The organism is Nocardia sp. CC213A, assembly GCF_030766805.1.
GTDB lineage: Bacteria > Actinomycetota > Actinomycetes > Mycobacteriales > Mycobacteriaceae > Nocardia > Nocardia otitidiscaviarum.
On record NZ_JASFXA010000029.1, the window covers coordinates 71,158 to 79,614 of the forward strand.

Genomic DNA, 8,457 nt, shown 5'->3' on the forward strand with positions numbered 1-8,457 from the left:
TTGATCCGCCGAAAACTGAAGTCGCAGAACCGAAATGACCGCCCTCTCCCCGGGGCGCCGACCCCGGGCACCGGCGACCGCCCTCGCCTCAGAGACGCTGCCTGGCTGAGATCGCCGGGCGGTCACCGCATCTGGAACGCCTCACGGCGGCGGCCGCGGACCCGTCTCCGCCCCTGGAATGCCCCACGGCAGCGGCGGCCCGACCGTCAACGCCTCGGATCAGGCCGCCGTGCCCGCACCCCGCGACCAGCGCCGCCCGGGGGTGCCGCACGGCCGCGCTATCTCGAAAGGCGGCTGCTACAACCGGCTTTCGCCGCCGCTACCCTCATCCTCGTCGCCTACGCGGGCAGCGTCGTGGTGCTGTGTTGATCGCCGCTTCGCGCTGAGGCTGGCGGCGCGGGTGAGTGTGCGCACCACTGCCGGTGTGACACGGCGGCGATCGCATCGGCAGGCGGGTGTGCCGATACGTCGCCGTCCCTGGGGCCATAGCGCCGGCCGCCCACTCCGCGACCGGGATCTCTCGGTAGCGCGGCTGCACCACCCCGATGAGGTGCTGTCGCAACCGGCTTTCGCCGCCGCCCTCGCCGTCGCCTGGTCGCGATCGGTGGTTGCTACCGCCGCATGCGGTCGGCGTTAGGTCGCGCGGTTGCGGAGGAACTCCAGGGCGTCGTCGGCGTGGACGTTGGCGCGTAGTTCGCTGTTGATCACGGCCGCGATGGTGCGGTCCGGGTCGATGACGAAGGTGGTGCGTTTGACGGGGGAGAGTTTGCCCAGCAGGCCGCGTTTGACGCCGAATGCGGCGGCTACCGCGCCGTCGTTGTCGGAGAGCAGCGGATAGTCCAGGTTCTGTTTGCCCGCGAAACCGGCCTGGGTCTGCACCGAGTCGGTGCTGATGCCGACCGGGGTCGCGCCCGCGGCGGCGAATTCGGCGGCGAGGTCGCGGAAGTGGCATGCCTCGGCGGTGCACACCGGGGTATTGGCGGCGGGGTAGAAGAACAGCACGACAGGGCCGTCCGCGAGCAGTTCGTCGAGCGAGCGCACGGTGCCGGTCTGATCGGGAAGCTTGAAACTCGGGGCGAGCTGGCCTGCCTTCATGCCGGAGACATTACGGGACGTCGGGCACCGGCGGGCTGCCGCGATCGGTCGGGCGACGAGGGCCGATCGCCGTTCAGCCGGGGCGCACCATCGTCAGCTGATGTACCCGCGCGCCCCGGTACCGCAGTCCTGGCACTTCGGCGGGCACGCCGTGCGTGACGAATCCGGTCCGGGTGAAAAACCGCACGGCCCGGGTGTTCTCGACCAAGGTCTGTAGATGGCACCCGGGAGAGCCGTGCGCGTCGAGCCGCTCGAACCACCGCCGCATGAGCGCCTCGGCCGCGCCGGTGCCGCGCGCTTCGGGGACGAGGCCGATATGCAGATGCGACGGCCATCGCGCATCGGCGAAATCCCCGGCCGTCGGCCGTCGCCGCAGCTTGGCGGCCGCCATGTCCACGGCACTGCGCAGGAAGAACGCCCGTGCCGTCCGCTTCCGGAGCAGGCGATATGTCCGGATGGCCCGCTCGATCCGTTCCTCCTCGCTGGGGAACCGCGTCCCGTCCAGACATCCGGCGAGATACCCCACCAGCCGACCATCCGACTCCGCCAGCAGCAGCGAATCGGGTTCCAGATCCAGGTACGGATCCAGATACACCGCCATCTCCGACTCCGGATCTCCCCACAGCACTCCGGACGGAGATCCAGCTCCGGCCCGCACCGACACCTCGTGCACGGCGTCGCGATCGGCGGCTTGGAACGCGCGAATTCGCATGGCGGCGAGCATAGTCCCGAGCGGAACGGCCCGCTCCGGTCGGATTGGCGTTCCGGGAGCCACGGGGCGCGCCGACATGGCCCGCCGCATCACACGGCACGGCCCGCGCACAGCGGTGTGCGCGGGCCGAATCGCCTGTGCGTACCGGACGCCCGGTGGGGTCAGACGCCGATGAGGGCGGCGACGTCCGGGTTCTTGATCTCCATGACATCGAGGATGCCGTGGGCCCGGAGGAAGGGCTTGAGTTCGCGGATGCGGTCGGCGTGCTCGGCGTACTCGTCCGGGAAGCGGCGCGGATCCAGCGCCTCGAGTGCCTTCACATAGGTGACGAAGGAGGCGAGGGCGCTGGGCTTGGCGGCCGGGTTCATATTCATCATCCGGGGTGGCTGGGTCGGGTGCCCACCCGGGCCGACCTGCGGACTGGCGTGCCGGGGACCCTCCGGTGCGACCGGTTGCGAGGGGTACATCGGTGTTGAACTCCTCTCGATAAGGGATACCGCGTGTGGCGAGTGTAGTGATCACCGCCACTGTTATTCGCGGCCGGTATGGCTCCGGCTGTGCGGGGAGCGGGATTCGATGCCGATCGACCGGCCTGGAATGATGGGGCAATGCGCGGTTCCTCCACTCCCACCACCACCTCCCGCGAACAGTTCCGCCAGCTCGCGGCCGATCATCGGGTCGTTCCGGTGATTCGAAAGGTGTTGGCGGACTCGGAAACTCCCCTCTCGGCCTATCGCAAACTGGCCGCCGACCGGGCGGGAACCTTCCTGCTGGAGTCGGCCGAGAACGGGCGATCGTGGTCGCGCTGGTCGTTCATCGGCGCGGGCAGTCCCACCGCGCTGACCGTCGAGAACGGGCAGGCGACCTGGCTCGGGCAGGTTCCGGCCGACGCCCCCGCCGGGGGTGAGCCCCTGGAGGCGCTGCGGGAGACGCTGCAACTCCTGCGCACCGAACGACTGCCCGGTCTGCCGCCGCTCACCGGCGGCCTGGTCGGCTACCTCGGCTACGACGCGGTACGCCGCATGGAACGCCTGCCCGTCATCGCCGCCGACGACCTCGAACTGCCGGAGTTGGTGCTGCTGCTGGCCACCGACCTGGCGGCCTTCGACCACCACGAGGGGGCCATCACCCTCATCGCCAATGCCGTCAACTGGAACGGCACCGACGAGCGCGTGGACGAGGCGTACGACGACGCGGTGGCCCGCCTGGACCGCATGACCGCCGCCCTGGCCGCCCCCGCCGATTCCACCGTCTCCGTCTTCGAACGCCCCGAGCCCGAATTCCGCCGCCAGCGCACCTCCGAGGAGTTCGGCGCGGGCGTGCGCCGCCTGGTCAAGGAGATCGAGGCGGGTGAGGCGTTCCAGGTGGTGCTGTCGCAGCGCTTCGAGATGGACTACGACGGCAGCCCGCTGGATCTGTACCGCATGCTGCGCGCCTCCAATCCGAGCCCGTACATGTACCTCATGCACATCCCCGACCGGTCCGGCGGCACCGCCTTCTCCATCGTCGGCTCCAGCCCCGAATCGCTGGTCACGGTGAAGGACGGCCTCGCCACCACGCACCCCATCGCGGGCACTCGCTGGCGCGGGGCCACCGAGGAGGACGATCTGCTACTGGAGAAGGGGCTGCTCGCCGACGAGAAGGAGAACGCCGAGCACCTCATGCTCGTCGACCTCGGCCGCAACGATCTGGGCCGAGTCTGCGAACCGGGCACCGTGCGGGTCACCGAATACCGCCACATCGAGCGCTACAGCCACGTCATGCACCTGGTGTCCACGGTCTCGGGTCGCCTGGCCCCCGGCCGCATCGCCCTCGACGCGGTGCGCGCCTGCTTCCCCGCGGGCACCCTCTCCGGCGCGCCGAAGGTCCGCGCCATGGAACTGCTCGAGGAGTTGGAGCCCACCCGCCGCGGCATCTACGGCGGCGTGGTCGGCTACCTGGATTTCGCGGGCGACGCCGATACCGCCATCTGTATCCGCACCGCCCTGCTCAAGGACGGCATCGCCTACGTGCAGGCGGGCGCGGGCGTGGTCGCCGACTCCGATCCGGACTACGAGGACGTCGAATCCCGCAACAAGGCCATGGCCGTCCTCAAGGCCGTCGCCGCCGCCCAGACGGTCCGCGCCTACCGCCCGGACGGACAGGGCGGCACGCTATGAGCGATGCGGCCGACCCGGACCGCGGGCGGGATCCGGAGATCGCTACCGGTACCGACGGACCGCCCGCCGCGCCGAACGCGGCTCCTGACGCCACGTCGGCGACATCCGGGGACGCGCCCACCCGCCCCGCCGCCCCGCGTGGTGGTCCGTCCAGCGCGGCCGATGATGCCGCTGCGTCTGGGAATCCGGCTGCCGCGCAGCCTGATTCGACGGTGATCGGGGAAACTGCCTCCGGCTCCGTCGATCCCGTCATTCGTGCCGAGATCGAGGCCGGGCCCGGCGCGGACTCGCAAGGGGCGCAGCCGGATACGCCGCGCCGGCGCAAACCCGTCGTGGCGGTGCTGCTGCTGGCCGTCGCCGCCGGGGCGCTGTGGGTGTCGTCGCGGATGACGTGGGTGAGCATCGCGGTCAGCAGTGAACTCGGCGCTCCCCGCGATATCGACCTCGACGGCGGTACCTGGTTCGGTGCGCTCACTCCGCTGGCGCTGGCCCTGGTCGCCACCATCGCGGCCGTCTTCGCCACCCGCGGCTGGCCGCGCCGGATGGTCGGCGTGGTGGTCGCGTTGCTCGCCGCCGTGGCCGCGGTGCCGGAGTACGCCCTGCTCAGAGGGGAGGGACAGCTCGCGGAGCGGGCCGGTCGACTGGCCGAACTGCGCGACTGGGAACATGTGGTGAGCACCCAGACCGCGACGGCACCCGCCGTGGTGGCGCTGGTGGGCGCGGTCGCCGCCTTCCTGGCCGGGGTGCTGCTGGTGCGCATGCCGTCGGATACCGGCCGACTGTCCGGCAAATACGACAACCCCGCCGTCCGGCGCTCGGCGGCCGCCGCCGAGGTGGCGCAGCGGCGTGCCGCTCAGACGGGCCAGCGGCGTACCGCTCAGACGGGCCAGCGGCGTACCGCTCAGACGGGCCAGCGGCGTGCCGCTCAGACGGGCCAGCGGCGTGCCGCTCAGACGGACCAGCGGCGTGCCGCTCAGACGGACCAGCGGCGTGCCGCTCAGACGGACCAGTGGCGTGCCGGTGAGACGGACCAGTGGCGTGCCGGTGAGACGGCGCCGCGCCGCGCCGAATCCGCGTCACAGCCCGCCCCCGGTGAACAACTGTCGGGCCGAGTGCTCTGGGATGCCCTCGATGCCGGGGACGACCCCACCGACGAGGCCGCCAATACCTCTGCCGCGCACGATGATCCGGATTCCGGGTCGGCCGGTCGCCCGACTCGCTGAACAGCGGCGGAGACCGGACCAAGCCCCCGTACCGCCCCCGCCGTCAACGACGCGGAGATAGCCATTTACTCTTTATCAGCATCGGTGAGACAGCGCCTGGGGGGATTCTCAGGCAGCAAGTCCGTCTCCCCAGAAAGGATTCGAGCCAGATGACGGTACTCGACTCGATTCTCGACGGGGTCCGCGCGGATGTGGCCGCACGGGAAGCCCTCCTGGATTTCCAGGCCGTCAAGAAGGCTGCCGCGGCCGCGCCCTCGCCCCGCGACGCGAAGGCAGCGCTGCACGAGGACGGGATCGGCGTGATCGCCGAAGTGAAGCGTGCCAGCCCCTCCAAGGGCGCGCTCGCGGATATCGCCAATCCGGCCGACCTGGCCCGGGCCTACGAGGACGGCGGCGCGCGCATCATCAGCGTGCTGACCGAACAGCGCCGCTTCCACGGCTCCCTGGCCGATCTGGACGCCGTGCGCGCCGCGGTGGACATCCCGATCCTGCGCAAGGACTTCATCGTCGGCCCGTACCAGATCCACGAGGCCCGTGCGCACGGCGCGGACGTCATCCTGCTCATCGTGGCGGCCCTGGAGCAGGATGTGCTGTCCTCGCTCATCGACCGCACCGAATCGCTGGGCATGACCGCCCTGGTCGAGGTGCACACCGAGGAGGAGGCCGATCGCGCCCTCACCGCCGGGGCCACCGTGATCGGCGTGAACGCCCGCAACCTGAAGACCCTCGAGGTGGATCGGGACGTGTTCGCCCGCATCGCGCCCGGCCTGCCCAGTGAGGTCATCCGGGTGGCCGAGTCCGGTATCCGCGGCACCGCCGACCTGCTGGCCTACGCCGGTGCGGGCGCGGATGCCGTCCTGGTCGGCGAGGGCCTGGTGACCAGCGGTGATCCCCGCGCCGCCGTGGCCGAGCTGGTGACCGCCGGAACGCATCCGTCCTGCCCGAAGCCGGTGCGCCGGGGCCGGTGAGAGACGAGATGACACCGACGAACGACACCCTGCCCAAGGCCAGCGACGGCGTCGCGAACAAGAGCGCGCACGAACCCGACCTGGGCGGCCATTTCGGCGTCTACGGCGGCCGCCACGTCCCCGAGGCGTTGATGGCGGTGATCGAGGAGGTCACCGCCGAATACGAGAAGGTCCGGCTCGACCCGGACTTCCTCGGTGAACTCGACCGCCTGCAGCGCGACTACACCGGCCGTCCGTCGCCGGTGTTCGAATGCACCAAACTGGCCGAGCACGCCGGTGGCGCGCGCATCCTGCTCAAGCGGGAAGACTTGAACCACACCGGTTCTCACAAAATCAACAATGTGCTGGGCCAGGCGCTGCTGGCCAAGCGCATGGGCAAGACCCGCGTCATCGCCGAGACCGGCGCGGGGCAGCACGGCGTCGCCACCGCCACCGCGTGCGCGCTGCTGGGCTTGGAATGCGTCATCTACATGGGCGCGGTCGACACCGCCCGGCAGGCCCTGAACGTGGCCCGCATGCGGCTGCTGGGTGCGGACGTGGTGTCGGTGACCTCCGGTTCGCAGACCCTCAAGGACGCCATCAACGAGGCGCTGCGCGACTGGGTCACCAATGCCGACCGCACCTACTACTGCTTCGGCACCGCCGCCGGTCCGCATCCGTTCCCGTTGATGGTGCGCGATTTTCAGCGCATCGTCGGTATGGAGGCGCGCGCCCAGGTGCTGGCGCAGACCGGCCGCCTGCCCGACGCGGTCACCGCGTGCGTGGGCGGCGGCTCCAATGCCATCGGCATCTTCCACGCCTTCCTCGACGACGCCGACGTGCGCCTGATCGGCTACGAGGCCGCGGGCGACGGCGTCGACACCGGTCGCCACGCCGCCACCTTCACCGGCGGCACGCCGGGTGCGTTCCAGGGCGCGTACTCGTACCTGCTGCAGGACGAGGACGGCCAGACCATCGAATCCCATTCCATCTCAGCGGGTTTGGACTATCCCGGAGTCGGCCCCGAGCACGCGTACCTCAAGGACATCGGGCGCGCCGAGTACCGGCCGATCACCGATACCGAGGCCATGGACGCGCTGCTGCTGCTCTCGCGCGCCGAGGGCATCATCCCGGCCATCGAATCCGCGCACGCCGTGGCGGGCGCGCTGCAACTGGGCAAGGAGTTGGGTGCGGGTGCGATCATCCTGGTGAACCTGTCCGGTCGCGGCGACAAGGATATGGACACCGCCGCCCGCTGGTTCGGGCTGTTCGACGACCCGGAGGGGCAGCAGTGAGCCAGCAGTCCAATCTCGCCAACACCTTCGCCGCGGCCCGCGAGGAGAACCGCGCGGCGCTCATCGGCTATCTGCCCGCCGGCTACCCGGACCTGCAGGGGTCCATCGACGCCTGCACCGCCATGGTCGAATCCGGTTGCGACGTCATCGAAGTCGGTGTCGCGTACTCCGACCCGGTGATGGACGGCCCCACCATCCAGGCCGCCGCCGAACAGGCGCTGCGCGGCGGCGTGCGGGTGCGCGACGTATTCCGGGTGGTGGAGGCCATCAGCGCGGCGGGCGGCAAGGCCGTCGTCATGACCTACTGGAATCCGGTGCTGAAGTACGGCGTCGACACCTTCGCCCGCGATCTCGCGGCGGCGGGCGGCCTCGGACTCATCACGCCCAATCTGATTCCGGAGGAGGCCGACGATTGGTTCATCGCGTCGGCCACCCACAATCTGGACCGCATCTTCCTGGTCGCGCCGTCCTCCACCGAGGAGCGTCTGGTCAAAACCCTGGAGGCGTCACGCGGTTTCGTCTACGCCGCCTCCACCATGGGTGTGACCGGCGCGCGCGACGCCGTCTCCGATATGGCCCCCGCCCTGTGCGCACGCATCCGCACCCACTCCGATATCCCGATCGGTGTCGGCCTGGGCGTGCGCAACGGAGCCCAGGCCGCCGAGATCGCGGCCTACGCCGACGGCGTCATCGTCGGCTCGGCCCTGGTCAGCGCCGCCGCCCAGGGCTTGGACGCGGTGCGCTCGCTCACGGCCGAACTGGCACAGGGCGTGCGGTCGGCGCGGGTGCCCTCCTAGTCGCGCGATGGTGCGGCGGTCGCCCGGATCGCGTCGGTTCGCTGGAGTGCCGCAGCCCTGGAACCAGCGCTCGACCAGTACCCCGGCACGGCCTCAACGGCCGAACCATAACGATCGCCGACAAGACCGCCACGGCCGCCCGGTGAACCCCGACGCCGCACCACCGCAGCGCGGCGGCCAGCGCGACTGAGGTGCGGCGGCCAGCGCGACTGAGGTGCGGCGGCCAGCG

General features: G+C 70.7%; 8 protein-coding genes. 5 read left to right on the forward strand and 3 right to left on the reverse strand.

The window, feature by feature from the left end:
* Nucleotides 1-633 precede the first annotated feature (633 nt).
* The 3 genes from QJS31_RS34875 to QJS31_RS34885 form a co-directional block, all read right to left on the reverse strand.
* Nucleotides 634-1,095, reverse strand: a complete 462-nt coding sequence (locus QJS31_RS34875) for a peroxiredoxin (protein WP_282780914.1) — start codon at nucleotides 1,093-1,095, stop codon at nucleotides 634-636.
* Between the two features lie 73 nt (nucleotides 1,096-1,168).
* The gene (locus QJS31_RS34880) at nucleotides 1,169-1,807 is read right to left on the reverse strand and encodes a GNAT family N-acetyltransferase (RefSeq protein ID WP_306358799.1); all 639 of its coding nucleotides are present in this window, start codon (nucleotides 1,805-1,807) and stop codon (nucleotides 1,169-1,171) included.
* Nucleotides 1,808-1,968: 161 nt separating this feature from the next.
* On the reverse strand, nucleotides 1,969-2,274 hold the full coding sequence (locus tag QJS31_RS34885; protein WP_029929101.1) for a hypothetical protein: 306 nt from the start codon (nucleotides 2,272-2,274) through the stop codon (nucleotides 1,969-1,971).
* Between the two features lie 141 nt (nucleotides 2,275-2,415).
* Between QJS31_RS34885 and QJS31_RS34890 the strand changes: the two genes are divergently transcribed.
* From QJS31_RS34890 to trpA, 5 genes are all read left to right on the forward strand, one after another.
* On the forward strand, nucleotides 2,416-3,966 hold the full coding sequence (locus tag QJS31_RS34890; RefSeq protein ID WP_282780919.1) for an anthranilate synthase component I: 1,551 nt from the start codon (nucleotides 2,416-2,418) through the stop codon (nucleotides 3,964-3,966).
* On the forward strand, nucleotides 3,963-5,189 hold the full coding sequence (locus QJS31_RS34895) for a TIGR02234 family membrane protein (RefSeq protein ID WP_306358800.1): 1,227 nt from the start codon (nucleotides 3,963-3,965) through the stop codon (nucleotides 5,187-5,189). Before QJS31_RS34890 ends, QJS31_RS34895 begins: the two co-directional genes overlap by 4 nt.
* A gap of 149 nt (nucleotides 5,190-5,338) precedes the next feature.
* Entirely contained in the window at nucleotides 5,339-6,157 is an 819-nt protein-coding gene (gene trpC, locus QJS31_RS34900; RefSeq protein WP_029929096.1) for an indole-3-glycerol phosphate synthase TrpC, read from the forward strand.
* Nucleotides 6,158-6,165: 8 nt separating this feature from the next.
* Entirely contained in the window at nucleotides 6,166-7,431 is a 1,266-nt protein-coding gene (trpB, locus tag QJS31_RS34905; RefSeq protein ID WP_306358801.1) for a tryptophan synthase subunit beta, read from the forward strand.
* Nucleotides 7,428-8,228: a tryptophan synthase subunit alpha gene (trpA, locus tag QJS31_RS34910; protein WP_195143601.1), complete on the forward strand. Its 801-nt coding sequence runs from the start codon at nucleotides 7,428-7,430 to the stop codon at nucleotides 8,226-8,228. The genes trpB and trpA overlap by 4 nt, the downstream gene beginning before the upstream one ends.
* Nucleotides 8,229-8,457: the final 229 nt, after the last annotated feature.